The sequence below is a fragment of the Tamlana crocina genome, from assembly GCF_012037625.1.
The window spans coordinates 210,349-235,209 of sequence record NZ_JAAVJS010000001.1 but is presented as its reverse complement, the minus strand read 5'-3'; the positions used below and the strand labels follow the sequence as shown (position 1 = coordinate 235,209).

Below are 24,861 nucleotides of genomic sequence, written 5' to 3'. Positions count from 1 at the left end.
TTTAAAACAGTTCTTGTGACAATTCCATATTTACTACAGCTCCAGCCAAGTTTCCAGAAGCTACGGCATTGGCCACAGAACGCATCCTCGATGAGTTATCCCCACAGGCAAAAACACCATCGACAGTGGTTTTATTGAACATGTCGACCTCGATGTACCCCAGCTCGTTCAGTTTACAACCCAATTGCTCCGGAACACTACTGTGTTGTTCAAACGGTAGCGGTGCATAAAGGGCTTCATAATCCATTTTGGTTTGATCATCAAAAACAACGTTTGTAACAACGCCCTGCTGGTGCTCTATCTCTACTATTGGTTTTTCTATAATGGATATATTATTGTTTTTGAATTTTAAAATAGCATCAGATTCAAATTTAGGCTTACCCATTGTTAAAATATCCAATTTAGAGGTCAGGTTACTAATCAATGGTGCGAGGTGAAGTGCAATATCGGCATTAGCGATAAGCCCTGTTTTCTTACCCTTAATTTCATACCCATGGCAATACGGGCAATGCACCACGGATTTGCCCCAACACTCTGAAAATCCTTTAATCGATGGCATGATATCCTTAATACCCGTCGCTATGATTATTTTTTTGGAAAAGAAAGTCTTTTTTGAAGCGGTTCGGATTTTAAATGTATTGTCGGTTTTTATGGCTTTGGTAACGAAGTCTTCAACAAAGTCAACGCTTTCATATGCTAAAACCTGGGATTTTCCTATGTCTGAAATGCTTTTGGGAGTTGCGCCATCATGGGTTAAAAAATTATGTGAATGCGGCGTTTGTTTGTTACAGGGAGAATTACCGTCTATAATCAAAACGTTTCGCAATGAACGCCCCAAGGCTAAAGCGGCAGAGAGCCCCGAATAGCTTCCACCAATAATTACAACATCGAACATTGATTTCATATTTTACAATTATTTAATCATTATCAGATTACCCAACAAGACTCACTATTAAAAGCCATTAATTTCAAACTCGATATATTTAAAAGCACCTCTGTTGTAAGTATTAATTTACATAGTCACCAATTACTACAAAATGTTAGTATTTGAGTCATACTAATTATTAAAATGCCTCTTAGAGTATAATTAATTGTTAGTCCACAATTTTTACATCGATTGATGTTCTACTTTGCCAACCGGTTACATCGGTAACAGAAAAGGCACAGTGGTAATCGCCTGTGTCAACATCATTTGGAATTGCAACTTGCACAGCTATTTCATAAGATTGCAAGTCGCCATCAATACTAAAGCTTTCCATATAAATTAATGGGTTTACTGCGGTTTTAATGGGCAACAAGTCACATAATGTCACTTGATCATCGTGGGTATGGTGATCAAAATTGTGGTGTAAATCCAAACTGTAGGAAGCCAGAGACAAGTTATCGGTTACCATGGCTTTAAAGGTGTAGGTTTGACCTCTCTGTAGTTCTTGGCAACCTTGCGGAAAACCGTCATCGTAATTCACGGTTATGGTTGGTTTTTCCAAATCCTTTTCATCTGAATCACTGCTTGAGCAAGCTGTAAATAGCACAGCCAAAAACATTAGGTTTATATAAATTTTAAATCGTTTCATAGCATCTTATTTTAAAAATAAGATTGTTTGGAAAGTCGTAGTAAACTTCCCAAACAATCTATTTTGGTTTTGTAATTACTCTGTTACATCAATATGGGCGTCATAAGAAGTGGTATTGCCCTCTTCGTCTTCAACGGTAAATTCAATATGGTATTCGCCGGCAGGAGCCGTTGCAGGAACATCAATGTGCTCATGGAACTCTACTTCTGTTTTTCCGTGGTATTTGTCACCATCAAAAATTTCTTCGAAGTCCCACTCTACTTCTCCGTCACCAGGGGTTAAACCGTGGGCATGGACATCTATAGCAATGTTATGGATACCGTGTACGGCATTGATCATAAATTCGGCATGAAAATCGGAACCTCTTGCCACGGTTTCATCAATAGAAACGTCGCTTATGGCAATAGGATCCATAATGTCAATGTGCCCATCTATTTCGGTGCTGTTTCCTAGTTCGTCTGTAACCACCAACTCTACATGGTATTCTCCGGCAGGAATGTTACTGGGTACATCTACATGCTCATGAAACTCAGGGTTTATAACCAAATATTTACTGTCTGTATAAACCATTTCGTAATCCCACTCTACTTCTCCTTCACCGGGTGTTAAATCGTGCGAATGGATGGAAAGTGAAATGCTTTTAACGGTAGCTTCGGCATTTATTTCGGCCTCTAAATGGATGTCGCTGCCTTTGTAAGCTACTGGATCGGTAGAATGCGTGCTGCCCTCACCGAATTCAAAATTTGAAATTACTGGGGCGTTTAACGACACACTGTCGTCGTCATTACTACAAGATTGGAAACTTAGGCCCACAAAAGCGGCCATTGCTAAAAATTTAAAACTTGATTTAATCATTGTTGCTTTCATTTTGATTTTTGATTTAAGTGTTTATTATTAATATTTAAAAAGGAATGGTTAAGGATATGGAAATGTTGCGTCCAGCTTCTGGCACATCTATTAAGCGGTAAAAACTGGTATGGTTAAAATATTTGGTATTGAAAACGTTGTTGACCTTCAGCCGCATTTTTACGGTATTATTCCTATTAAAAAGATGGGCATTGGCCAAAAACGAAAGATTTAATATTTGATACCCGTTGGTTTGCTCTTCAGGGGGTACAATTTCATTTTGCCGTGCCGCCACTTTAAAATCGGCCATAAATTGCGGATGGTCCAAAAACAACACGTCGTTAAATTGGTAACTGGCCGACAATATACCCGACAGTGGCGGAGAAAAAGGCAGTGTAAACCCTTCTTTAGCTCCGCTGGTTTGTCTGGAATAAACATATTCGGCAGAAGCTTCGAGGTTTAGTTTTTCAAAGAAAGTGGTGCTCGCTTTAAGCTCTCCACCAAATCTAAAAACCTCGGCTTGCGTGTACTCGTAAATCTGTAAACTCTCGTAGTAATTCGGCGTAGGGTTTAAGTAAATGTAATTGCTGAAGTAATTGACAAACGGACTCACATTAATGCTGAACGCATTGGCATTATGGTTTATTTCGGCATCTATTTGGTACGACGATTCGGGTTTGAGGTTTAGGTTACCCCGCTCGAATCTGTACATGTGGTAATTTACACCATCTGAAGCCAACTCGTTTGCCAAAGGCATCCTAAAGCTTTTCCCAATATTTATTTTATAATTGGTTTTATCTTGAATATAGCTTAACCCTACCGAACCGCTAAAGCTTCCAAAATCCAATGTTTTATTCAGTGCACGTTGCAAATAAACTTGGGATGTGGTGCCATCGGCATTATTTACGGTAGAACGAAACCAATCAAAGTGTTCTTCGGTCTTCACTATGCCAAAATCGTAACGGGCACCCGTAAGCAAATGCAGATTAGGGTTTATTTCCCATTGTAAATAACCAAACCCTCCTACTGTAAAACGCTTGTAATTGGGTATTAAAAAACCCCAACCACCAATGTTGTTATTTTGGTGCTCTACATTTATTCCCGTAACAAGGTGTTGGTTTTGGTTGAGTTTAAAATCATCTTTTATATTTAGGCTATAGGTGTTTTTTACAAATATCCTTTCTTTGCTGCTTTCGGGCTTGGGCATATAACCATGTGGCACAGGCTCGGAGTTTTCAGACCTGTTATTGTTTTGAAAGCCCAAGTCAATGAGAAGCGTGTGCTCGTTAAGTTTTATCTTGGTATTGTTGGTAATTTTAAAATGGTTGGTTTCATGAAAAGGCAAATCAATATCGCGGCTAGAGCTATCATAATCGATGTTTGAATTACGCACTTCCAAACCATGGGCATTGGCAAAAAAACCATTCTTAGAATTGACATTACTAAATGCCGTTTCCGAAGTTATATTTTTCGTGGTATATCCTACATTAAAGCTGGCACTTGCCTCTCTTCCGGCAGTATTTCTTAAATTATTGTCTTGTAATTCAAAAATGTAGTTCTCGTAGTTTATCCTGTCGGTTGGCACTTTATAGTCGCCATAATCCCTGTAGGTAAGCCGCGTTTTGTAAAACCATTTGTTCTTTCTAGCCTGTATCCCTGTAGAGATACCAAACAAATCGTTATTGCTTTCCCCTAACAAATTAACTTCACCGTTAAAACTATTTTTTTGCGGCGTCTCAGACGGCAAAATATCGACCACCCCCGCAATGGCATCAGAACCATACATTAAAGATGCGGGACCTTTAACAATATTGATAGCATTGACGTTATACTGGTCTATTTCCAGTCCGTGGTCGTTTCCCCATTGCTGCGCTTCATGTTTTATCCCGTTTTGAACCACCATAATCCGATTAAACCCAAGCCCTCTAATAACAGGTTTTGATTGGCCTGAACCAATATTTATGGTACTAATGCCGGGTATTTTTTCGAGTGTTTGCATCAAACTGTTTTCTCTGTTGCTTTCCAAATATTCATTTGAAATACGTTCAGAAATAATGGGAAGTTCTTGGGCTTTTCTTTGGTTAGATTTTCCTGTCAGACTGATTTCATCTAGTGCGGTAGCCTTTTCGTCCAAGAATATCTTAATGACATCCGCTTCTGATTCTGAATACTTTTTTAAATGGACAGTTTTGGTTTCGAAACCTAAACTGGAAATGGTAACAACACAATAGTTGTTTTTTACATTTTTCAATACGAACCTGCCCGATGCAGATGAAACCGCAAAGAGTCCGTTGCCTTTAATAGAGGCCCCTTCAATAGGTGCATGTGTGATGGCGCTAAGCACAAAACCTTCAATAGTAGAAGTGTTCTGTGCAAATGCCATGGCGAAAAGACTGAAAAACAGCCATACGCAGAGCGTTTTTTGAAACATATTAAAAATTAAAATTTTATGTTCTGTTCAACCGAAGAATCGACAGGAAGTGCAAAACCCAAAATGGATAAAAAACTTTATTGGCAAAAGGTTTGCCTATATCAACTGCAATAAGCTTAAAAAACTTATGGATTATGCACTTTTTAAAAACACCACAAAGCCGGAGGTGGCCTAGAAAAAAGTTGATGTACAGAGGTGGAACTGCCCAAAGCAAAATGGTACTCGATTAGTTCTCCTTTTCTAACAAAATCGGTTGTGTTTTCTACAGAAAAAGATGGTTCATCAAGAGCAAGAGCAGGCGTTAAGTTGTGTGTTATGGCATGGTCACAAACCGTACAATGGTCAGCAGCATGGTCTTGGTCTTCTGAATGCGATAGCACATGCAAGCCAGCTACTTTCATAAATAACGAAAGCAACAGGAAGAAGCCAACTATACTATATTTAAAACGACTGCTTTTCAAAGTCTAAACAAAACTAATCTTGAACCTGATTTTGATGAATGTTTATTTTTTTGCAAATATACTACAAACTTATGTTATTGCGCTACAATAGCATTAAAGAGTTTGTTAAAACAACCAATTCACAAATCCTGTTTTAAGAGCCTGTTTAGGAATTTATCAATTATTCTTTTATGTTTCTTTTTGTACGTTATTTCGTTAAAATTTTGAACCGTAGCGATGCTATGCTTAAAAATTTTGCCTCATACCGCACCAAAAATAATCTATAAAATATTTAATCATAAATTCCTAAACAGGCTCTAAATCGTTACGCAAAAAAATAAACCTGGTAAAAATGTTTATCGAGAAGTTATTTTCTAAAAAAATAATCCACGCGTTTTTTTTGCTAAGCAGGAACAGCTTACATCTTATAAATCCAGCTGCTAGGGTTTTCGGTAACAAACCCTTTGGAAATGGTAAAACTCAAGATGGTTTCGCCATTGCTGGAGTTGGTAAACACCTTACCAATTTCCTGTTTGGTGGATACTTTATCTCCCTTTTTAACGTAAACTTCCGATAGGTTTTTATAAATCGTTAAATAGTTTCCGTGGCGGATCATCACGATGGGGTTTACGTTTTTCATAATCAGTATTTCGCTCACTTCGCCATCAAACACGGCTCGGGCTTTGGCCCCTTTTTCGGTAGCAATACGCACACCGTTACTTTTAATGGTCAGTGATTTGTTGATGGGGTGCGGTTGCGAGCCATAACCCAATCGCACAAAGCCTTTTTCAACGGGCCAGGGCAGTTTACCTCGGTTTGAAACAAAATTAGACGCCAAAACCTTTTCTTCCGCCGTTAAGGCAAAACTGGTGGACGATTTAGGCTTCCCGGCCTTTTCGTTCGATTTGGCAATGGCCGCTTTAATCAATCGGTCTATCTCACGGTCAATCTTATCGGCTTCGCGTTGTTTTTCTTTAATTTGTGCCGTATAGCGACTTAAATTCTTTTTAATGGTTGCCATGAGCACTTGGTGCTCGGCCCGTTCTTTTTCCAATGATTTTTGCACCGTTCGGTTTTCGGCAATCAACTTCTTTTTTTCTTCCTGCTGCTTTAATAAATTTTCGTTAGTGGCCTGAAGTTCGGCCGTTTTTTCCTTAATGGTTTCACCTTGTTTTTTTTGGTGCTCGGTGTATTGCTTCATATACTGCAAACGCTTATAGGCCTGCTTAAAATCGTCCGACGACAGTAAAAACATAATCCTGCTTTGCTGGTTTTTGCTTTTATAGGATTTCACGATCATAGCGGCATAATCTTCCTTTAGCTGCTTTAGCTCTGTCCGCAAATCGGTTATTTTTTGTTGGTTTGAGTTAATTTCCCGAGTCAATAAATTGGCTTGCTGATTGGTGACCTTAATCAGGTTGGAGAGTACATTGATTTTATAGTTGAAATCTTCAATAAGCGATAATTCCGATTTGGCTTTCGATTGGTTTTCGCTGCGCAACTCATTAATTTTCTGGATTTCGCGACGCAATTCCTGGCGCCTCGTTTCCAATTGCTTTTGTTTGCTATTTTGCGAAAACGCCATGTTGCAGCACAATAATACGCTGAAAACAAAAAGTATATTATTTTTAAAAAACGGTATTATCATTAAAGTTCAATGGCTTTAAAACCAGCAGGTATTTTAAACGGAAACCTTAAATCTTCATTGAGTGAAACGCTTTTAAACTCTAGATCTATCGCTATTTCTTCATTGGCCTCAACCGCCATAACCCTTATGCGCTCCGGAAATATTTGTTTTTCTACCTCTTGGTACGACAAGTAATCAATTTGGAGATGCCTCATCTCTTGGGGTTGCGATATTTGTTGTGAAGTCACTTTGAAGTTTTTCGGGTTCAACAAATAAAAAATCTCGAACAGAGTCACTTGGTTTTTGGGTTGAACCACGTAGGAATCATTATCAACAGTAGATTTGTATTGCCCTTCATTCAAATTATAAATGGTTTCGCCCAACAACAGATTCTGTACTTTTTCAAAATCAAGTTGGGTGCCCAATAAATCACTTAAATATTGGTAATCGCCATCAAAATAGGTATTGTCCAATTTATTGTAAAAACTCACTTTTTCGGGAGTTACTAAGGCCCTAAGCAACGAAAAGGAAGCGTTTATCCAAAGGGCTTCATCTTTTTTCGCCCTAAAGGACACCGAATGGGTTTGTGATTTTTCGCCTTCAGAATAAGTGATTTTTAACCGAGCTTGCAAGGTGTTAAAATCGGCAGCTTGTTTTCCGTTAGCCTTGATAAGCTGTTTGGTGGATAACTTGTAATTAGCCTCTCCACTGGCCAAGGTTTTAGCCGATTTACAATTAAACAATAACAAAGCCAAAAAGCTTAAAACTATATAAGGGTATTTGCGCATTAGTTTTGGGGTTCTAGTTATTTTGCTTTATCGTTAAACGTTTGTGCTTTAGTGGTATTTCCCAATAAGGTGTGTGCTTTGCTGAGCTGTTTATAAAAATCGGTTTCCATTTTAGTGTCGTCGATAATAAAATCGAGTCCCATTTCTAACGATTCGATAGCCTTTTTAGGTTGATTGAGCTCATTATTAGCGACCCCGTTGATTAGATAAAACAAAGGCTGCGCCGGAAACTTATCAATAGATTCGCTACTTTTTGCCTGTGCCAAATCGTACTTTTTTAAATCGAGGTACAACAGCATGACGTTACGTAACACACCAAAATTATTAGGTCCCAATTGCAGGGCTGCCTCAAAATTTTCGAGGGCTTTGGCCTTATTGTTTTTAGCCAAGTAATACTGCCCAAGCTCGGTTAGGGTTTTGCTGTTATTAGTACCACTAACCATAGCGGTGGCTTCCATCAAATCGGTTTCGTACTGGGGGTTGTCGCCCACAAACTGTACAAAATCGGTGAGTACTTTAAGTTTGGCATCGGGTTTTATTTCGCTACTTTTCATCACAATTTTCATCGATTCGATAGCTTTTTCAGCCTCGTTGTCATCCAAATAAAATTTATAAAGTGCCAGATGTACCAACTGAGAGTTAGGGTTGATTTTTAACAACTCCTTGGCTGTTTCAAAAGCCTTTTCTTTGTTGCTGTTTTCGCTATAGCGGAAAATCAAAGCCAAATAGTTCGACTCTTTTTCGGGGTTGCTTTCAACACGTTCCTGCAAATTCTTTATTTGGTCTTTTTTGCGTCCGGTAGCTTCGTAAATGCGGTTTCGCATGATATCGCGACTTACCGAAATTCCATATTCGGCATCCAATTCGTCTAAAATCTCGAGGGCATCATCATAATCTTCATTTTGAAGATAAAGCGCTGCCAAATCCTCTTTATAATCCGGATGGTATTTCACCAGCTGCTTCACCGTTTTTATGGCTCGTTTATGGTCGTTTTGCGACACATAATAACCATACAGCTCATCCAAAAACCATTCGTTATCGGGGTCGAGGTCTACCGCTTCTTTTAAAGCATCTTCGGCTTCACCGAAGTTTTTTAGGGCGATATAGCTTTTTCCCAATTCAAAATGCACCACGGGTACCGACTTATCAATTTCAATACATTTAAAAAAAGCTTCAGCAGCCCTATCGTAATTCTCAATCCCTTTTTGCTTTAGCCCTTCGTAAAACTGCTCTTGGAACTTATCTTCGTTATCGCCCAAATCGTCATTGGGCGTATTATTGAAATTTATTTGGGCATAAATTGCCTGCGGAATGAATACCATTCCGAAAAGGAAAATGAATATGTAGTTTTTCTTTTTCATTTATGTTGTGATGTCTCACTGCGTTCGACATGACCAAAACTTCAAATAGTGTTCCAAAGGTTGTGAGATTCTGAAACAACCCTTCGTCTCCGCTCAGGGTGACAATTCAGAATGACGCCTATATTTTATTCCAACACCGAATAATCACCAATACTCACGCTTGTAAATTTACCATCGTATTTAACGTTATTTCCAATCATGGCATCTTCAAGATTGGCATTTTTAATACTGGTATGGGTTTGTATCAAACTGTTTTTTATGGTCGAGTTTTCTACGGTAGAATCGTTTCCAATAGATACAAAAGGTCCAATTGTAGCATCTTTCAACACTACATTCTCACCAATAAAACAGGGTTCAATAATTTTAGAGTTTTCCAATTTTACTGAATCGGCCACCAATTGCTCTTCGGCATCGGCCTGTAAAAAGCCCAACATACGTTGGTTGGTTTCAATGGTAATATTTTTGTTTCCGCAGTCCATCCATTCATCCACCGTTCCGGTTTTAAAAATCTTTCCGTCGGCCATCATGCGTTTAATACCGTCATTAATTTGGTACTCGCCACCATTCATAACGTTTTCATCCAAAATTTCTTGTAGCTTACCTTTTAAAACACCAACATCTTTAAAATAATAGATGCCGATTACGGCTTGGTCGCTCACAAAATCTGCAGGTTTTTCAACCAATTCCACGATTTCATCGTTGCCATTGAGTTTAACCACTCCGTAAGCTTCGGGATTTTCCACTTGTTTGGTCCAAATAACGCTATCGGCTTGGGGGTCTAAATCGAATTCGGCGCGAATCAAGGTATCGGCATAAGCGATAACCGCAGGCCCAGAAAGCGATGGTTCGGCACACATAATGGCGTGGCCGGTACCCAACGGTTTATCCTGACGGTAAATAGAGGCTTTAGCTCCTAAGCTTTTAGCCAAATCTTCGAGACTAGCAACCACATCGTCGCCAAACCACGCGGGGTCGCCCAGTACAAAGGCAATCTCATCAATGGGTTGTTTCAATACTTTGGCAATGTCTTTTACCAAACGGTGTACAATAGGTTGCCCGGCCACCGGAATTAATGGTTTTGGAACTGTTAAACTTTGCGGACGAAGTCGAGAGCCTCGACCTGCCATTGGGACTATTATTTTCATTTTTTAAAGTTGATTCGTTATTTGTTTAATTGCTAATTCGTTTTGCCTCGAATACACGATTTTTTTTTATTCTGAAATCAAAAATCGTTATTCGTTAATCACTTGGTTCCTGTACTCCCAAATCCTCCAGAACCTCTTTCTGTACTTGAAAGTTCTTCAACCTCTTCCCATTCAGCGCGCTCGTGTTTAGCAATGACCAATTGAGCGATACGTTCGCCATTTTGTATGACGAACTCTTCGTTTGAAAGGTTGACTAAAATCACGCCTATTTCTCCTCTATAATCGGCATCAACTGTTCCCGGGGCATTTAAAACGGTGATTCCTTTTTTTGCTGCTAATCCGCTACGTGGCCGCACTTGGGCTTCGTAACCCACGGGCAATTCAATAAAAAGCCCTGTACCGACAATGCTTCGTTCCAATGGTTTTAGCACGCGCGGCTCGGATAGATTAGCCCGCAAATCCATTCCTGCGGAAGCCAAGGTTTCGTAATGCGGTACATCGTGGGTGGACTTATTTATAATTTTTATTTTCATTAATATTCTATTTTAAATCGATGCTTCGACTCCGCTCAGCATGACATTATTTTAGCGTATCAGGTCTAATTAGCTTTTAAAAAGCTGACAAGTTTCTATTTTTTATTCAATAATTGCTTTATTTCTTCCTTTTCAGAAAAATAAACGATTCCCAAAAATACAATTAACATCGAAATTCCTATAAGATAATTGCCTCTAAATTGATAAAAGGATACGAATGAGAGTCCAACGGAACTAAATAGGTAAACCCCGATTTTTTTAAAGTTGTACGGAATGGGATAATATTTTCTTCCGAAATAGAACGACAACAGCATCATGGTAGCATAAGCCGATAAGGTGGCGATTGCTGAGCCTTTGTACCCGATGATTGGGATAAGCCAAAAGTTGAGCGCCAGGGTTATTAATGCTCCAAAAATGGAAATATAGGCTCCGAATTTGGTGCGGTCGGTAATTTTGTACCATACCGATAAATTGTGGTAAATACCCAAACAAAAATTAGCAATTAGGATAATGGGCACAATCCACATAGCTTCCCAATAAGCTTCGCTTCGTACAATTATGGGTTTTAGAATATCGGCAAAAACCACAACAGCAAGCAAAATAACGGCTCCAAACGCCACGAAAAACTCTAAAATCTTAGCGTAGTTTTTTTGTGGATTTTCGGTATTGGCATGACTAAAAAAGAAGGGTTCAATGCCCAATCGATATGCCGTAGCAAACAAGGTCATGAACAAAGCCAATTTATAGCAGGCCGAATACATGCCTATTTGTGTTTTGGCTACATCGTCTGGCAATAAATAATCCAATAAAATTCTATCGAAGGTCTCGTTTATGGAAAACGCCACACCAGCTATTAACACCGGAAAGGCATACTTCATCATTTGTCTCCACAAACTCGAATTAAACGTGAAGTTTAATTTGACATAAAACGGCATCATCAGTAGCAGCGTAACGCCACTAGCGACCACATTAGCGATAAAAATGTAGCTGATTTCAAAATTCGGGATATATAGACTTTCGAAAATACCTCCGGTTGATGCTAAATCTTTTAAAGCCAAAAGGAAAAACAAATTCAACCCAATATTGATAATGACATTAAAAATTTTGATAACAGCATAACGCATGGGTTTTTCTGTGGCACGTAACCAAGCGAATGGAATAATTACGAGGGCATCGAGAAGTAATATCCAAATAACCAATGTGATGTACTTAGCGTTGATATTCGTCAACTCAGCAATTTGATTTTTCAGCAGTAAGGCCAGTAGAAAAAAAGCTAACGAAGAAACTATCAACGACAATGTGGCTGTGCTGGTTACTTTGTTTTTATCGGTTTCCTTATTGAAAAACCTAAAAAATGCGGTTTCCATGCCATAGGCTAATATGACATTAAAAAGCACGAAATATGAGAAAATAACCGAGACTTCACCGTATTCAGCGACGGATGACAGCACGCCCTCTGTGGTATAAAGCGGCACCAATAAAAAACTGAGCATTCGTGGCAAAACCGTCGCTAAGCCATATATAAATGTTTGTTTAAAAAGAGATTTAAATGCGCTCAAAAATGCCTTTTTGTTTGTGCTAAAAATACGTTTTTAGCTAATGCTAACCAAAGATACAGGGATACTTAAAGGTTAAATTAAAAACAAAGAACCCGACTTTTAAAAGTCGGGTTCTTTGTTTTGTTATAAGATTCCTGTTTACACAGGAATTTATTAATTATTCAATGCTTCCGCACCACCAACAATCTCTAAGATTTCATTAGTAATAGCGGCCTGACGTGCTTTGTTATACGTCAGTTTAAGCTGGTCTCTAAGCTCTTTGGCGTTATCAGTTGCTTTGTGCATTGCCGTCATACGGGCACCGTGCTCAGAAGCGAAAGAATCTCTAATTCCTTTGTAAAGTTGTGTTTTTAACGACTTAGGAATCAATTGCTCTACAATCTCCTCTTTTGATGGCTCGAAAATGTAATCGGCGTTAGAATTGGCTTCACCTTCTACCGGAACGATTGGTAAAAATTGCTCGGTAGTTACAATTTGAGTAGCGGCATTTTTGAATTTGTTGTAAACAATTTCAATCTTATCGTACTCACCAGCCACAAATTTGTCCATTAAAAGCTGGGCTATTTCTGCAACGTTTTCAAAAGTTAAATCGTCGAAAACTTCACTTTTGTTGGCAATAACTTTATTGGTTTTTTTGAAGGCATCGTTTGCTTTCTTACCAATAGCCACATAAGATACTTCTTGGTTGGCGTAAGTCTCTGAAGTTAATTTATTAACTTCCTTGATTATATTGGAATTAAATGCACCTGCCAAACCTCTATTTGAAGTAATAGCCACAATAAGCACCTTTTTAACCTCGCGCTGCTCTGAAAACTTGCTTCCAGAATCGGCATCCAAAGTGGCGCTTAAACTCTGTAAAAGCTCGGTTAGCTTGTCAGCATACGGGCGCATGGCAGTAATAGCATCTTGGGCTTTCTTTAACTTTGCAGCCGATACCATTTTCATGGCACTGGTAATCTGCATCGTTGAAGATACCGACGATATTCTATTACGTATTTCTTTTAAGTTTGCCATTTTTTAAATTTTGAATTCAGAATTCAGAATTAATTATACTTTCCTGCTAAATCTTTTGCTACGGTAGTTAATGTATCTGTAGCTTCATCAGTTAATTTACCTGATTTTAATGTATCTAATACATCTCTGTGCTTAGCATTCAAGAACTCTATAAAATCTCTTTCGAATTCTTTTACTTTATCAACAGGAACGTTTCTTAACAAGTTTTTAGAACCGGCATAAATAATAGCGATTTGATCTTCAACTGTATAAGGATCGTTTTGTGCTTGCTTTAAGATTTCAACGTTACGCTTACCTTTTTCAATTACGTTTAAGGTAGAAGCATCTAGATCTGAACCGAACTTAGCAAACGCTTCCAATTCACGGAACTGTGCTTGATCCAGTTTTAACGTACCCGATACTTTCTTCATAGATTTAATCTGGGCGTTACCACCTACACGCGATACCGAAATACCTACGTTAATGGCAGGACGCACACCAGAGTTGAATAAATCACCATCTAAGAAAATCTGTCCGTCAGTAATCGAAATTACGTTAGTTGGGATATACGCAGATACGTCACCTGCTTGTGTTTCAATAATTGGCAATGCTGTTAACGACCCACCACCTTTTACCATTGGCTTAAGGTTTTCTGGCAAATCGTTCATTTCTTTTGCAATGGCATCATCGTTAATAACTTTAGCCGAACGCTCTAATAAACGCGAGTGCAAGTAGAATACGTCACCTGGGTAAGCCTCACGTCCTGGTGGACGACGTAACAATAACGACACCTCACGGTAAGCTACCGCTTGCTTTGATAAATCATCATAGATGATCAATGCTGGACGACCAGTATCACGGAAATACTCACCTATAGCAGCACCCGTCATTGGAGCATAAACCTGCATTGGAGCAGGATCTGATGCGTTTGCAGCAACAATAGTAGTATAGGCTAAAGCACCTTTTTCCTCTAAAGTTTTTGCAATGTTCGCTACAGTAGAAGCTTTTTGCCCTACAGCAACATATATACAGTATACAGGCTCACCTGCATCGTAAAATTCTTTTTGGTTCAAGATGGTATCGATACAAACCGTAGTTTTACCCGTTTGACGGTCACCAATTACCAACTCACGCTGACCACGACCAACAGGAATCATGGCATCGATAGATTTAATACCTGTTTGCAATGGCTCGGTTACAGGCTCACGGTAAATAACACCAGGCGCTTTACGCTCTAGCGGCATTTCATAAGTTTCACCTTCAATAGCTCCTTTACCATCAATTGGGTTACCTAAAGTATCTACAACACGGCCTACAATACCTTCACCAACGTTTACAGAAGCAATGCGCTTTGTACGTTTTACTGTAGAACCTTCTTTTACACCAGTTGACCCACCAAGTAATACAATACCAACGTTATCTTCTTCAAGGTTAAGTACAATACCTTCCAATCCGCCTTCAAATTCTACTAATTCGCCGTATTGTGCGTTAGATAATCCGTAAGCACGAACAATACCATCACCTACGTTTAATACAGTTCCTACCTCATCCAATGAAGCACTAGCTTCAAAACCTGAAAGTTGTTTTTTTAAGATTGCTGATATTTCAGCTGGTTTTACTTCTGCCATCTTGTTATGTATTTCGCCCTTCTTTTTGGTTAAGGGCAAGTTTTAATTTAATGTAAATTCTCTTTTTAATTGATTTAGTTGATTTGCAACACTGGCGTTATATTGAATATCGCCTATTCGTAAAATGAAACCGCCTAAAATGCTTTCATCCACTATGTTTTCTATTTCAACGTTTTTACCTGAAAGCGCTTTTGCTTTGGCCAATACTTTTTTCTCTAAATCGGCTGTTAAGGCCACTGCAGTTGTAACGGTAGCCAACTGAACACCTTTAGATTCATCGAACAACTGGTTGTATTTTGAAGCCACTTGACCTAAAATATCTAATCTATTATTCGCAATTAAAGTATCGATTAAGTTTTGGGTGCTTTTATCTGCCGATTTAAACACCTCCAACAACACCGCTTTTTTTGCTGAAGCAGGTATTACCGGACTTTGAAGCATAGCGTTTAAATCGTTGCTTTCTGCAATGGTGCTTGCAATAAGCTCCATATCGCCATTAACAGTTTCGGCTGTTTTTTGGTCTATCGACAGGCTTAACAATGCTTTTGCGTAACGTACTGCTGCTCTTGACATGTGCTGCTTAGTTTAAAGATTTCTCAGTCAACATGCTTTCTACCAATTCCAACTGCTGGTCTTTGCTAGAAAGTTCTTTACGCACCACTTTTTCGGCGATTTCTAAAGCCAATCCGGACACTTGCCCTTTTAGCTCTGCCATGGCCGCTTTCTTCTCGCTTTCAATAGCAACTTGCGCTTGCTCAATCATTTTGTTAGCTTGAACCTCAGCTTCGCTTTTAGCCTCCTCAATCATTTTATCTTTCATTTGGCGTGCCTCCTTAAGCAAAGTATCTCTTTCGGCCTTGGCCTCGTTTAGCAACTTTTTGTTATCTGCTTGAAGGTTTTGCATTTCCAATCTGGCTTTTTCAGCAGATTCTAAAGCATCCTTAATACCATCTTCACGTGTTTGCAAAGAATCTAAAATAGGTTTCCAAGCAAATTTTCTCATTAATACAATTAAGATTAATAAGATGATGGCTTGCATAAAAAACAATCCTGGCGAAAAATCATTTAATAACTGGTCCATATATAATTATATAAAATACGTTTTGTATTGTTTTGTTTAATTTTTTGAAAAACAGTTTCTGCAACCAACCGTTGCAGAAAACTGTTCTTTTTGTTTTTTCGGGATGATTATTTCCCTAAGATTAACGCACCGAAAGCCAAACCTTCTAATAAGGCACCGATGATAATCATGGCAGTTTGGATTTTACCAGCTGCTTCAGGTTGGCGTGCAATACCTTCCATGGCTTTACCACCAATTTGACCTAAACCGATACCACCACCGATTACGATTAATCCTGCTCCAATTAAATTGTACATACTAATTGATTTTAAAAATATTAATTAAACAAATTTTTAATTAGTGATGGTCGTGTTCTTCAACAGCCATTCCTATAAATAACGATGATAACATCGTGAAAATAAACGCTTGTAAAAACGCCACTAGAATTTCTATTACCATTATAAATAATGATAACACTAACGACATACCCGTAGAAACTACAGGTCCGAAAGACACTTTTAAGGTAATCATTAAAGCAATTAAGCTCATTACAACAAAGTGTCCCGCTGTGATATTGGCAAACAAACGTACCAATAACGAAAATGGTTTAATCAGCACAAAACCTACCAATTCTATCACGGCTAATATAGGTCTTAAAACCACAGGCACTCCCGGCATCCACAATGTATGTTGCCAAAAATCCTTGCTTCCGCTAACCAAATAAATAATCATTGTAAAAATAGCCAAACAAGCTGTTACAGCGATTTGACCTGTTACATTAAAACCTAGCGGCGTTAAACCTAATAAATTCAAAATCCAAATAAAGAAAAACACTGTTAACAGGAAGCCCATAAACTTTCTGTATTTCTTCTCACCAATATTTGGTCTTGCAATTTCGTCACGAACATAAATTACCAACGGCTCTAAAACACGACCGAAACCAGTTGGTATCGCTCCTTTTTTGTATCCTTTTGCCAAGGCTCCAAAACCTAACAACATTAACAATCCAGCCAACAGCATACCGAACACGCTTTTAGTGATAGAAAAATCCAACACTCGGCTGGCATTGGTAGCATGGTGCTCATCGTCAAAATTTACTTGAGTAGCCCCTGACTCTAGTTCGTATATTTTACTGTGAATCTTGGTTAATTTTACACCATCTTTTTCAACAATAACAGAACCGCTATCGTCGTGGTGAAATTCTGAAGACATAAAAACCCTTAAACCTTCGCTGGTCCAAACAATAACAGGAAGCGGAAAGCTTACGTGAGAACCCGTTTTATTATTGGTATATAAATGGAAATCGTGAGAATCTTTTAAGTGATGCGCAATGTATTCTTTAATTTCTTCTGGAGAATCTACTTGATCTCCCGCACCGTGGTGGTTATCGTCTTGCGCCGAATCTTTTGCAAAGCTCGATACTGATGTCAAAAATAAAACTAAAACTGCAATAAACTTGACAGATTTTTTCGCTACCATCATAATTTTTAAAAATAAAGAATTACGCTCTCTAAAATTTTGTGCAAATGTACACAATAATTTAAAAACCCAAACCCTTTTTTTACTTAGTTTTTTTGCAACGAGTTTTTAACCTTTTCAAAAAATCTAAACAACTTAACTATTTGTTATTAAGCAACTTTGAAACCCCCACTGCTTCTGCGGTTAAAAACAGGAATAAAGGCACTACTAATGCTATGCGTTCGCTCTTTGTTAAAACCTCATTTTCGAACACTTCATTTTTAAAAATCAAAACAAACAAACCCAATTTAACCAATGTAAAGGTTAAATACACATAACCTGCTTGGTTAGGCCTAACATCGCTTATCAGTTCAACGCTAACATATATTATTAATGAAGCTACCGCATGAAATAAGTACACCTGCCACAAACTAAATGATTGAATGGCAACAAAATGGTTATGAATGGAAAAGGCTATGGCAAACAATACCACCACACATAGTGCAAAAACGAGTATTCTTTTTATCATTTATTTTTTATTGGTGACATCTATTACCTGTTTTATAACAGTAAACATGGCTAAAAAAACGGCCAACAAAGTAACTATCTTATAATATAGTTGATTTGTATTGTTGAATTTAACATCTAACCACTCACCCAACTTACTGCCCAAATAAATAGTTAACCCCATTTGTATGGCAATAGTGGTAAACCTAATATATTTATTGATTGGCTGCTGGGGTTTCTTGTTTTGGTTGTTTTGTTGATTGTTCGGCATATTTAGCGTTTTTGGCATCGCCTTTCATGACACACGTAACATTAAAAGTTGCTCCTGGCTCTACCGATAGTTTTCCAGCAACTACTTCACCTTCAATATGGGCAGACGATTTTAAATTTAATGTACCGGATAAGGTGAGCTTTCCAGAAAACTTGCCTTCAAAATGGGCATCGGTACCATTTAAAGTACCATTTATGAAACCCGTTTTACCTACCGCTACCTTGCCAGAAGTATTAACATTTCCTTCAATAATGCCATCAATTCTTAAATCGCCCTCGCTGCTAACGTCGCCAACAACTTTAGTGCCTTGGGCTATTATATTTTGTCCGGAAGTATTTTCTGCCATTTGTTTACCTTTTTTGTTTTCAGAGAACATAGTGTTAAGTTTAATTGTTATCGATATTCAAATACGTATCCAAATTTTTATGGATTTGAATGATTTGATAATTTGCGGACGACACCACAAAATAGGGGATTTTTATTTTTTTTCGGTCTTCTTTGGTCAACAGCTGATCAAATGTTTTGGCTACTTGCTCGGTTTTCAGACCATGCACCAACACTAATTTGGTGTCTGCATTATAAACATCCATGGACGATTTCAGATTGTAGTACCTAATGTTTTCCAGAACCTCATCCAAAGTTTTCTTAAACGATGTTACCGTTTCGAAATCAGCACTTTTGAATTTGAAAACCACTTTGTAGTTGCCCGAAATACTATCGTAAACCACAAACTCCTTATTTGCTAATTTAGGTAAAATATTAGTTTCTATATCTTGTGCCTCTTTACCTTCGGGGGTGTTGGCGTAGGTAGTCGCCACATGGTTAATAGCCGCTTGATAAGCCTCGTAACCCTGCAAACGCCCCATGGCCGTAGCTTTAAGCAACTCAAATTTTGGTACGATAGGCTCGCCATCAAACCTGTTGATGTATTCTTCACTTTTTGAAACCACCTCGGCATACTCCTGATTAAGATGTTGTTCGTACAATGACTCGTATAAACTGCGCGGACTGTTTTCATCAGTTCCCGAAACCAATTCCGGATTGGTTAAAATTAACGCATAACGCGAATCGGGATACTCCGAAATAATTTTTTGTTTGGCAATCGCTGCTTCGCCGTTTTCTCCCAAAGCCTCATAAATTCTGTACAAATTATATTTTGAAGGCAGGACCAAACGCTCTTCGGGGTTGCTCTTCAGTAAATCCTGAAACTTACTTTTTGCCAATTCGTATTCACTGAACTTTTCCTTGTAAATCAATCCCAATTGATAATACGCATAGTTGCGCTCTCTTGATATGCTATCGATAACTTTTTCTTCGGAAGGAATTTTCGAAATATAAAACTGCGGGTCGAAACGTTCATCTTCATCAGCAGAAGCCACCACATCGGTTGTTGAAGCACCTGCATTTCCTCCGCTGGTAATCGCTTTGCTAGACCACCTCCAATTGTCTTCCAATTTTCTGTCGCCCCAAATTTTAACGAACTCATTTTTACCATATGATACCGTTGTAGGATTGTAAAAATAGAACGCCGTTGCCTGTTGGTTGCCTCCCGGCGGACCAATACGCTGCCCCATTTGATTATTAACGGTTACCAAACCACTGTTCCGCTCGGCAGCTTCCTGTGCCTTTTTTTCTTCTTCAGCTTTAGTTTTTAAATCTTCCACCACAGCTTCAAAATAGACTAAGCGTTCAGCTTCGGGCATATTTACCAACCTCAAAATACTGTCATCAACCTTAGCCACAGCCTCGTAACGAATCACATCATCCAAATTCTCGCGCTTCCGCTTGATAACACGGTAAGGTTTCGAGTTTTCAACCAAACTGACCATCGTGCTATCGTAGTATTTTCCGGCCTTGGCATAAATGGACGCATCAAAATTCATATCGCCCAGCGTTTCGTAATTTTTAGCAACCAAAATGTTGTCTTCAGAATTGGTACGAAGCGATTTGTTATAGTAAGCCACCGCCAAAGAGTCGGATCCATTTTGCAAATGGTACTCGGCAGTTTGATAATAAATACGATCTAAAAACGGACGGTTTTCACGATTTTCCTCAAGTTCGGCAAGGAGCTCGGTAAGTTCCAATTTATTGCCATTTTCAAAATCGAAATTCTTTACTTTTTCCAGATACGCGCTAATCATGTAGATTCTTGGCGTTTTACGGTTCAACTCGATGACTTTATCGAACGCCAAGTTGGCGCTATCCTTGTAACCCAATTGGTTGTAAAGTTGCCCTTGGATAAAACGATAACGGCCACGCTCATCGTTACTTTTTGTAGCTGCCGATGCGGTTTCCAACAATGTAATGGCCGTATCGACCACCTTAACGTTTAGGTAAGCTTGTGCCAAAATGGAAGTGGCATCGGCCAAATCCTGCCCTTCCAATTCTTCCTGCCTAAGTAATCGTTTTAGGTTTTTAATGGCCAGTTCGTTATTATCCAATCTAATATTGGCCTTTTCGCGCCAAACCTTAGCTTGGTTAATTTTATCGCTCGCCGGATATTTATAAAGAATATAGTTGAAGGCTTCAAGAGCAGGTACAAACCGCTGATCGAAATAGCGGGCTTTTCCCAAGAGTAAATACGCCTCATCCATTTGCGGATTCTTCTCTTTGCCTTCAATATTCATACTGTGCTTTTGAATGGCTTTTACGGCTTTTTCTTCAGCACGGGTAAAATTCTCGTTTTTAGATTGCCCCGGCAGCACCACATCTTCAAAAATCTGCATGCGCTCAATGGGCAACACCTCCCAATAGTTATCGAAATACGCGTCGTTTAGGGTTTGCCTACCTTCTTCCAAGGCATTGTAGCCATTGAAAAGCGCATTGAATTCGGCAGTTACGGCATGGTAATTTCGACTAACAAATCGGTCTTTTTTTCTTGAACAGCCCACGGCCAAGAAGATTGAAAAAAAGACAACAAGTATGGTTTTATAGGTTTTCAATACTGGTATTTTTAGTCTAAATAATAACTGTAAACTCGCACCATTATTATAATAGAGTGGTAAAAATAAGCATCTTTTTGAATTTAGCTATAAAATGCAAACACTTTTAAACAAAACGCTTAGCTATCAAAAACTTACATTGAAACCAAACCCCAATTCGTACTATTGATATTTTTGCGCAATACCCTGTACTTCCATACCCCAAGTTTGCCCAAAAGCCATGGCTTTTTGGGTTAATCCCAATTGCTTTTTGGCTAGTTTTTTACCTAAGTCGGTATTGTAAAAAGCAGCGAGTTTTTTAATTTCCTCATGAGTAAATTCGGCCATGTACAATTCGGCGATTTTATCGTACAGGCCAGCCAATGTGCCTTTGGCCTCTTCAGTGTAGGCTTCTTTTTTATCGCTTGGCACCATGGTTCCTATTTGGTCAATGGCATTTACAAACGCATCGCCGGCTCCGGTTAATTTTAAGAATTCAACCGTTTCACTTTTAAAATCTGAATGGTCTTGCGCCTGAACTTGTGTAGTAGCAAACACTAAAAAGCCATATAACACCAATAATTTTTTCATGCTCTCTTTTTTTATCTGTTTTGAATACAATGCATTAGTGAAATTTTTAATCCAATTGTTACTCCCAAAGTTAAAATTTACACCTCAACTTCACTATTTTTGCTAAAAATTATTTTTTTATGTCATCATTTCACAAACTTTCAATACAAAATATTACTCGGGAAACCGACAAATCCATCAGCATCACTTTTAACGTTCCAGGCAACTTGAAAGACACCTTTTCTTTTCAAGCGGGGCAGTACATTACATTGAAAACAGAAATTGATGGCAACGAAGTGCGTCGCGATTATTCGCTGTGTTCTTCTCCCAAAAGTGGTGAATTGAAAGTTGCCGTTAAAGAGGTGAAAGACGGTACCTTTTCATCGTACGCCAACAAAACCTTAAAAGACGGTGACACATTGGAAGTAGCCCCACCTAGAGGCCGATTTGTTTTTACACCAAACGATTCCAAAACCAAAAACATCGCGCTTTTTGCTGCCGGTAGTGGTATCACCCCTATTTTAAGCATTATAAAATGTGCTTTGGAAGAAGAAGTTTATAGCAAAGTTATTTTGGTTTATGGCAACAAGACCACTGAAGAAACCATGTTTTTAAATGAACTATTGGAGCTTCAAAACCAACATAACGAACGTTTTTCCATTCAATTTGTATTTAGCCAACGCGACGAGGACGACGATTCCATTTTCGGAAGAATTGAAAAAAGCACGGTGAACTACGTGATGAAAAACAAGCACAAACACATTGATGTAGATGCCTATTACCTTTGTGGCCCCGAAGCGATGATACATACCGTAAAAGATGTGTTAACGGGACATGATGTAGACCCTAATAGAATTCACTTTGAGCTGTTTAAAGCCGCCAAGCCTGCCGATGTTAAAGATGAAAGCATTAACGTTGCCCCAGGAAAAACACAAATTACGGTTACCGTTGATGATGAAACCTCAACTTTTGAAATGTCTGCTAAGCAAACCATTTTAGAAGCAGCCATCGATGAGGATTTAGACGCCCCCTACTCCTGCCAAGGTGGTATTTGCAGCAGCTGTTTGGCACGTATTACTGAAGGAGCCGCAACCATGCGACAAAACAATATTTTAACTGAAAATGAAGTGGCCGAAGGTTTGATATTAACTTGCCAGGCTCACCCAACCACACCTACTATTTCGGTGGATTATGATGATGTGTAAGCCCCCTCTGCCCTGCGGGCATCTCCCCCAAAGGGTGAGAAGCTTAAATAATTGACTTAATTTTTTCAACTACAACTTCAGGAGAAATACTCCCAGCTGCGGCTTCGTAATTTTCAGGATATTTATTGCCGTAAACCGACGTGGGTATTTTTGGAAATTGGTTTCTGTTTGCCAACAGAGCATAATCGTCTGGTTGATTGAACGGCGCAAAGCCAGCATAGGGGTGCGTAACGCCCCAAATGATGACTGTTTTAATACCCAACATGGCTGCAATATGGGCATTTCCAGAATCCATGGAAAGCATAACACCTAAATTGGAAACAACATCCAGTTCTTCATCCAAGGTCAGTTTTCCAGCGATGATTACTGTGTTTTCAAAAGCGAATTCCATTTCATTTAAAATATCAATCTCTTTTTTTCCGCCACCAAATAACAGGATTTTATAATCTTTACTTAAAGCTTCAATTACTTTTTTGGTGAGTTCCAACGGGTACATTTTGCCTTCGTGGGCAGCAAAAGGTGCTATTCCAATCATTGTTTTGCAAGACCCATCAAGCAACTTTTGAAGCTTTGACCCCAATTCCACTCGTTCTGGAAACGAAGGATTTGATAAATCTATCGGATAGCCCAAGCCCTTGAACACATCGGCATAGCGTTGATGGGTGGTTTTTAGCGGCTCAAAAATCTTCCCAGAAGTTAACTGCTTTTTTTTCTTTCGTCCTTTATCGATTGAAATAAAACGTTTACATCGCAAAAACTGTTTTAAAACTTTTGTTCGCAACACATTGTGCAAATCGGCTATTACATAGAACTGGCTTTTGTTGAGTTCGCGTGCCAATTTATAAAGTCCGAAAACACCTTTATGTTTACCTTTTAAATCAGCCGAAAAAACATTTACATTTTCAATGTCTCTAAAAAATGGCGCAAAAAAAGCCCGAGTTAAAAGGGTTACTTTTAACTCGGGGTATTGTTTTGTTAATGCTCTTAGAACCGGTACTGTCATAGCCACGTCGCCCATTGCGGAAAGACGGATGACTAAGATGTTTTTTGTTGGTTTGGGCATTTGGGTTTATTTGTTGAGGAATTCTAAAAGTCGCCATTCCAAACAAAATGAAGCCATCTTGAAAATCAAGGTTTTGATTATGAGATTGCTTCGAAATAAATCTTATCGCAATGACGTTTATTTATTACTTTTTAGTCACTCTCTTACTTCTGCGAACGAAGCACAGGGTTCAATTCGTCGTCGTTGTACATTTTCATTTGCTTGTACACCTTCATGTATTTACCACCATTTTCAATATCGTTTAAAAGCGTATCGATAGCGGTTGAAAGATCTACGCGCTGCTCTAGCAAAACGTCTAATTTCTTTTGGCATGCCTCGCGGTGAGCATCTGTAGCGTCTTCGCGTGTAGCCTCTTCATTCATGTGGTAAATTTTCAATGCTAAAATTGACAAACGGTCAATACCCCATGCTGGGCTTTCGGTGTTTATCGTCGCATCTTCTTTCGCTTCAACATGCTTATATTTATCCAGAAAATAGCTATCGATATATTCTACCATATCGGTGCGGTCTTGGTTGGAAGCATCGATTTGACGTTTCAATTTTAATGCCGCTACCGGGTCGATTTGTGGATCGCGAATAATATCTTCATAATGCCACTGCACGGTGTCAATCCAACATTTTCTGTACAACAAATGCTCGATTAAATCGCTTTCCGCATAAGCGTTCTCAAACGGCTGATCTACCGTGTTAACAACGTGGTATTTTTCTATAACGTCCTGAAATATTTTATTTGCCTTATCTGTAAACATGCTATTGGTTTTAAAAAGCACAAAACTACGTAATTTAAACAATATTTTAGGTTCGCTTGAATCGTATTGGGATTGTTTTAACTATTCTGGCTGAATTTTTAAACGGGTTTCATTAACTTTAAGCATAATTCT

At 38.7% G+C, this 24,861-nt stretch carries 25 protein-coding genes; 1 reads left to right on the top strand and 24 read right to left on the bottom strand.

The genetic code is table 11. From position 1 onward, the window contains the following. Position 1: 1 nt before the first annotated feature. From HC176_RS01080 to HC176_RS00975, 22 genes are all read right to left on the bottom strand, one after another. Complete coding sequence (locus tag HC176_RS01080; RefSeq protein WP_167916331.1) at positions 2 to 904, bottom strand: NAD(P)/FAD-dependent oxidoreductase; 903 nt, start codon at positions 902 to 904, stop codon at positions 2 to 4. Positions 905 to 1,094: 190 nt separating this feature from the next. Next, positions 1,095 to 1,574: a DUF4625 domain-containing protein gene (locus HC176_RS01075; RefSeq protein WP_167916330.1), complete on the bottom strand. Its 480-nt coding sequence runs from the start codon at positions 1,572 to 1,574 to the stop codon at positions 1,095 to 1,097. A gap of 75 nt (positions 1,575 to 1,649) precedes the next feature. Next, positions 1,650 to 2,429, bottom strand: a complete 780-nt coding sequence (locus HC176_RS01070) for a DUF4625 domain-containing protein (RefSeq protein ID WP_245234803.1) — start codon at positions 2,427 to 2,429, stop codon at positions 1,650 to 1,652. A 46-nt stretch (positions 2,430 to 2,475) separates the two neighbouring features. Continuing rightward, positions 2,476 to 4,851, bottom strand: a complete 2,376-nt coding sequence (locus tag HC176_RS01065; RefSeq protein ID WP_167916328.1) for a TonB-dependent receptor — start codon at positions 4,849 to 4,851, stop codon at positions 2,476 to 2,478. 143 nt (positions 4,852 to 4,994) lie between these two features. Further along, entirely contained in the window at positions 4,995 to 5,252 is a 258-nt protein-coding gene (locus HC176_RS01060; protein ID WP_167916327.1) for a hypothetical protein, read from the bottom strand. A 457-nt stretch (positions 5,253 to 5,709) separates the two neighbouring features. Continuing rightward, positions 5,710 to 6,876 carry a murein hydrolase activator EnvC family protein gene (locus HC176_RS01055; protein ID WP_245234802.1) on the bottom strand — a complete coding sequence of 389 codons (1,167 nt, stop codon included), beginning with the start codon at positions 6,874 to 6,876 and terminating at the stop codon, positions 5,710 to 5,712. Between the two features lie 62 nt (positions 6,877 to 6,938). Then, positions 6,939 to 7,706 (bottom strand): lipoprotein insertase outer membrane protein LolB1, encoded by a 768-nt coding sequence (gene lolB1, locus HC176_RS01050; protein ID WP_167916325.1) that lies wholly within the window; start codon positions 7,704 to 7,706, stop codon positions 6,939 to 6,941. A gap of 17 nt (positions 7,707 to 7,723) precedes the next feature. Continuing rightward, complete coding sequence (locus HC176_RS01045; RefSeq protein ID WP_167916324.1) at positions 7,724 to 9,067, bottom strand: tetratricopeptide repeat protein; 1,344 nt, start codon at positions 9,065 to 9,067, stop codon at positions 7,724 to 7,726. A gap of 125 nt (positions 9,068 to 9,192) precedes the next feature. Then, positions 9,193 to 10,212 (bottom strand): sugar phosphate nucleotidyltransferase, encoded by a 1,020-nt coding sequence (locus HC176_RS01040; protein WP_167916323.1) that lies wholly within the window; start codon positions 10,210 to 10,212, stop codon positions 9,193 to 9,195. 98 nt (positions 10,213 to 10,310) lie between these two features. After that, positions 10,311 to 10,745 carry a dUTP diphosphatase gene (gene dut, locus HC176_RS01035; RefSeq protein ID WP_167916322.1) on the bottom strand — a complete coding sequence of 145 codons (435 nt, stop codon included), beginning with the start codon at positions 10,743 to 10,745 and terminating at the stop codon, positions 10,311 to 10,313. A 95-nt stretch (positions 10,746 to 10,840) separates the two neighbouring features. Continuing rightward, on the bottom strand, positions 10,841 to 12,304 hold the full coding sequence (locus HC176_RS01030; RefSeq protein WP_167916321.1) for an oligosaccharide flippase family protein: 1,464 nt from the start codon (positions 12,302 to 12,304) through the stop codon (positions 10,841 to 10,843). Positions 12,305 to 12,457: 153 nt separating this feature from the next. Continuing rightward, entirely contained in the window at positions 12,458 to 13,318 is an 861-nt protein-coding gene (atpG, locus tag HC176_RS01025; RefSeq protein WP_167916320.1) for an ATP synthase F1 subunit gamma, read from the bottom strand. A 29-nt stretch (positions 13,319 to 13,347) separates the two neighbouring features. Further along, entirely contained in the window at positions 13,348 to 14,925 is a 1,578-nt protein-coding gene (gene atpA, locus HC176_RS01020; protein ID WP_167916319.1) for a F0F1 ATP synthase subunit alpha, read from the bottom strand. Positions 14,926 to 14,967: 42 nt separating this feature from the next. Beyond that, entirely contained in the window at positions 14,968 to 15,498 is a 531-nt protein-coding gene (gene atpH, locus HC176_RS01015; RefSeq protein WP_167916318.1) for an ATP synthase F1 subunit delta, read from the bottom strand. 7 nt (positions 15,499 to 15,505) lie between these two features. Then, positions 15,506 to 16,006, bottom strand: a complete 501-nt coding sequence (locus HC176_RS01010) for a F0F1 ATP synthase subunit B (RefSeq protein WP_167916317.1) — start codon at positions 16,004 to 16,006, stop codon at positions 15,506 to 15,508. 107 nt (positions 16,007 to 16,113) lie between these two features. Continuing rightward, complete coding sequence (gene atpE / locus HC176_RS01005) at positions 16,114 to 16,302, bottom strand: ATP synthase F0 subunit C (RefSeq protein ID WP_004569351.1); 189 nt, start codon at positions 16,300 to 16,302, stop codon at positions 16,114 to 16,116. A 40-nt stretch (positions 16,303 to 16,342) separates the two neighbouring features. Further along, positions 16,343 to 17,467 (bottom strand): F0F1 ATP synthase subunit A, encoded by a 1,125-nt coding sequence (gene atpB / locus HC176_RS01000; RefSeq protein WP_167916316.1) that lies wholly within the window; start codon positions 17,465 to 17,467, stop codon positions 16,343 to 16,345. 136 nt (positions 17,468 to 17,603) lie between these two features. Continuing rightward, positions 17,604 to 17,972 (bottom strand): DUF6168 family protein, encoded by a 369-nt coding sequence (locus HC176_RS00995; RefSeq protein WP_167916315.1) that lies wholly within the window; start codon positions 17,970 to 17,972, stop codon positions 17,604 to 17,606. Then, positions 17,973 to 18,221 carry an AtpZ/AtpI family protein gene (locus HC176_RS00990; RefSeq protein ID WP_167916314.1) on the bottom strand — a complete coding sequence of 83 codons (249 nt, stop codon included), beginning with the start codon at positions 18,219 to 18,221 and terminating at the stop codon, positions 17,973 to 17,975. It lies immediately after the preceding gene. After that, positions 18,166 to 18,597 carry a bactofilin family protein gene (locus tag HC176_RS00985; protein WP_167916313.1) on the bottom strand — a complete coding sequence of 144 codons (432 nt, stop codon included), beginning with the start codon at positions 18,595 to 18,597 and terminating at the stop codon, positions 18,166 to 18,168. The genes HC176_RS00990 and HC176_RS00985 overlap by 56 nt, the downstream gene beginning before the upstream one ends. Before the next feature lie 10 nt (positions 18,598 to 18,607). Beyond that, positions 18,608 to 21,163 (bottom strand): type IX secretion system periplasmic lipoprotein PorW/SprE, encoded by a 2,556-nt coding sequence (porW, locus tag HC176_RS00980; protein WP_167916312.1) that lies wholly within the window; start codon positions 21,161 to 21,163, stop codon positions 18,608 to 18,610. A 162-nt stretch (positions 21,164 to 21,325) separates the two neighbouring features. Next, positions 21,326 to 21,733 carry a DUF2059 domain-containing protein gene (locus tag HC176_RS00975; RefSeq protein WP_167916311.1) on the bottom strand — a complete coding sequence of 136 codons (408 nt, stop codon included), beginning with the start codon at positions 21,731 to 21,733 and terminating at the stop codon, positions 21,326 to 21,328. Positions 21,734 to 21,852: 119 nt separating this feature from the next. Between HC176_RS00975 and HC176_RS00970 the strand changes: the two genes are divergently transcribed. After that, positions 21,853 to 22,917 carry a ferredoxin--NADP reductase gene (locus HC176_RS00970; RefSeq protein ID WP_167916310.1) on the top strand — a complete coding sequence of 355 codons (1,065 nt, stop codon included), beginning with the start codon at positions 21,853 to 21,855 and terminating at the stop codon, positions 22,915 to 22,917. Positions 22,918 to 22,960: 43 nt separating this feature from the next. Here HC176_RS00970 and HC176_RS00965 read toward each other — a convergent pair whose 3' ends face one another. Continuing rightward, positions 22,961 to 23,980, bottom strand: a complete 1,020-nt coding sequence (locus tag HC176_RS00965) for a glycosyltransferase family 9 protein (protein WP_245234800.1) — start codon at positions 23,978 to 23,980, stop codon at positions 22,961 to 22,963. 143 nt (positions 23,981 to 24,123) lie between these two features. Beyond that, positions 24,124 to 24,729: a DUF4254 domain-containing protein gene (locus HC176_RS00960; RefSeq protein WP_167916309.1), complete on the bottom strand. Its 606-nt coding sequence runs from the start codon at positions 24,727 to 24,729 to the stop codon at positions 24,124 to 24,126. Between the last annotated feature and the right edge of the window lie 132 nt (positions 24,730 to 24,861).

What these genes read in the sequence shown, in the direction of transcription:
- HC176_RS01080 (WP_167916331.1), bottom strand. Translation starts at nt 904, where the DNA reads ATGAAATCAATGTTCGATGTTGTAATTATTGGTGGAAGCTATTCGGGG.
- HC176_RS01075 (WP_167916330.1), bottom strand. Translation starts at nt 1,574, where the DNA reads ATGAAACGATTTAAAATTTATATAAACCTAATGTTTTTGGCTGTGCTA.
- HC176_RS01070 (WP_245234803.1), bottom strand. Translation starts at nt 2,429, where the DNA reads ATGATTAAATCAAGTTTTAAATTTTTAGCAATGGCCGCTTTTGTGGGC.
- HC176_RS01065 (WP_167916328.1), bottom strand. Translation starts at nt 4,851, where the DNA reads ATGTTTCAAAAAACGCTCTGCGTATGGCTGTTTTTCAGTCTTTTCGCC.
- HC176_RS01060 (WP_167916327.1), bottom strand. Translation starts at nt 5,252, where the DNA reads ATGAAAGTAGCTGGCTTGCATGTGCTATCGCATTCAGAAGACCAAGAC.
- HC176_RS01055 (WP_245234802.1), bottom strand. Translation starts at nt 6,876, where the DNA reads ATGGCGTTTTCGCAAAATAGCAAACAAAAGCAATTGGAAACGAGGCGC.
- lolB1 (WP_167916325.1), bottom strand. Translation starts at nt 7,706, where the DNA reads ATGCGCAAATACCCTTATATAGTTTTAAGCTTTTTGGCTTTGTTATTG.
- HC176_RS01045 (WP_167916324.1), bottom strand. Translation starts at nt 9,067, where the DNA reads ATGAAAAAGAAAAACTACATATTCATTTTCCTTTTCGGAATGGTATTC.
- HC176_RS01040 (WP_167916323.1), bottom strand. Translation starts at nt 10,212, where the DNA reads ATGAAAATAATAGTCCCAATGGCAGGTCGAGGCTCTCGACTTCGTCCG.
- dut (WP_167916322.1), bottom strand. Translation starts at nt 10,745, where the DNA reads ATGAAAATAAAAATTATAAATAAGTCCACCCACGATGTACCGCATTAC.
- atpG (WP_167916320.1), bottom strand. Translation starts at nt 13,318, where the DNA reads ATGGCAAACTTAAAAGAAATACGTAATAGAATATCGTCGGTATCTTCA.
- atpA (WP_167916319.1), bottom strand. Translation starts at nt 14,925, where the DNA reads ATGGCAGAAGTAAAACCAGCTGAAATATCAGCAATCTTAAAAAAACAA.
- atpH (WP_167916318.1), bottom strand. Translation starts at nt 15,498, where the DNA reads ATGTCAAGAGCAGCAGTACGTTACGCAAAAGCATTGTTAAGCCTGTCG.
- HC176_RS01010 (WP_167916317.1), bottom strand. Translation starts at nt 16,006, where the DNA reads ATGGACCAGTTATTAAATGATTTTTCGCCAGGATTGTTTTTTATGCAA.
- atpE (WP_004569351.1), bottom strand. Translation starts at nt 16,302, where the DNA reads ATGTACAATTTAATTGGAGCAGGATTAATCGTAATCGGTGGTGGTATC.
- atpB (WP_167916316.1), bottom strand. Translation starts at nt 17,467, where the DNA reads ATGATGGTAGCGAAAAAATCTGTCAAGTTTATTGCAGTTTTAGTTTTA.
- HC176_RS00995 (WP_167916315.1), bottom strand. Translation starts at nt 17,972, where the DNA reads ATGATAAAAAGAATACTCGTTTTTGCACTATGTGTGGTGGTATTGTTT.
- HC176_RS00990 (WP_167916314.1), bottom strand. Translation starts at nt 18,221, where the DNA reads ATGCCGAACAATCAACAAAACAACCAAAACAAGAAACCCCAGCAGCCA.
- HC176_RS00985 (WP_167916313.1), bottom strand. Translation starts at nt 18,597, where the DNA reads ATGTTCTCTGAAAACAAAAAAGGTAAACAAATGGCAGAAAATACTTCC.
- HC176_RS00975 (WP_167916311.1), bottom strand. Translation starts at nt 21,733, where the DNA reads ATGAAAAAATTATTGGTGTTATATGGCTTTTTAGTGTTTGCTACTACA.
- HC176_RS00970 (WP_167916310.1), top strand. Translation starts at nt 21,853, where the DNA reads ATGTCATCATTTCACAAACTTTCAATACAAAATATTACTCGGGAAACC.
- HC176_RS00965 (WP_245234800.1), bottom strand. Translation starts at nt 23,980, where the DNA reads ATGCCCAAACCAACAAAAAACATCTTAGTCATCCGTCTTTCCGCAATG.
- HC176_RS00960 (WP_167916309.1), bottom strand. Translation starts at nt 24,729, where the DNA reads ATGTTTACAGATAAGGCAAATAAAATATTTCAGGACGTTATAGAAAAA.